Source organism: Pantoea sp. ACRSB (assembly GCF_022346905.1).
Classification (GTDB): domain Bacteria; phylum Pseudomonadota; class Gammaproteobacteria; order Enterobacterales; family Enterobacteriaceae; genus Pantoea; species Pantoea piersonii.
Genome location: NZ_JAKRNL010000035.1, coordinates 1 through 550 on the forward strand (window position 1 = coordinate 1; position 550 = coordinate 550).

At 53.8% G+C, this 550-nt stretch carries 1 rRNA gene; it reads left to right on the forward strand.

From position 1 onward, the window contains the following. A 16S ribosomal RNA gene (locus tag MHZ89_RS22630) occupies positions 1–503 on the forward strand; the annotation flags it as partial. Between the last annotated feature and the right edge of the window lie 47 nt (positions 504–550).

Genomic DNA, 550 nt, shown 5'->3' on the forward strand with positions numbered 1-550 from the left:
TGAGACAGGTGCTGCATGGCTGTCGTCAGCTCGTGTTGTGAAATGTTGGGTTAAGTCCCGCAACGAGCGCAACCCTTATCCTTTGTTGCCAGCGATTCGGTCGGGAACTCAAAGGAGACTGCCGGTGATAAACCGGAGGAAGGTGGGGATGACGTCAAGTCATCATGGCCCTTACGGCCAGGGCTACACACGTGCTACAATGGCGCATACAAAGAGAAGCGACCTCGCGAGAGCAAGCGGACCTCATAAAGTGCGTCGTAGTCCGGATCGGAGTCTGCAACTCGACTCCGTGAAGTCGGAATCGCTAGTAATCGTGGATCAGAACGCCACGGTGAATACGTTCCCGGGCCTTGTACACACCGCCCGTCACACCATGGGAGTGGGTTGCAAAAGAAGTAGGTAGCTTAACCTTCGGGAGGGCGCTTACCACTTTGTGATTCATGACTGGGGTGAAGTCGTAACAAGGTAACCGTAGGGGAACCTGCGGTTGGATCACCTCCTTACCTGAAGATACTGCCTTCGAAGTGCTCACACAGATTGTCTGATAGAA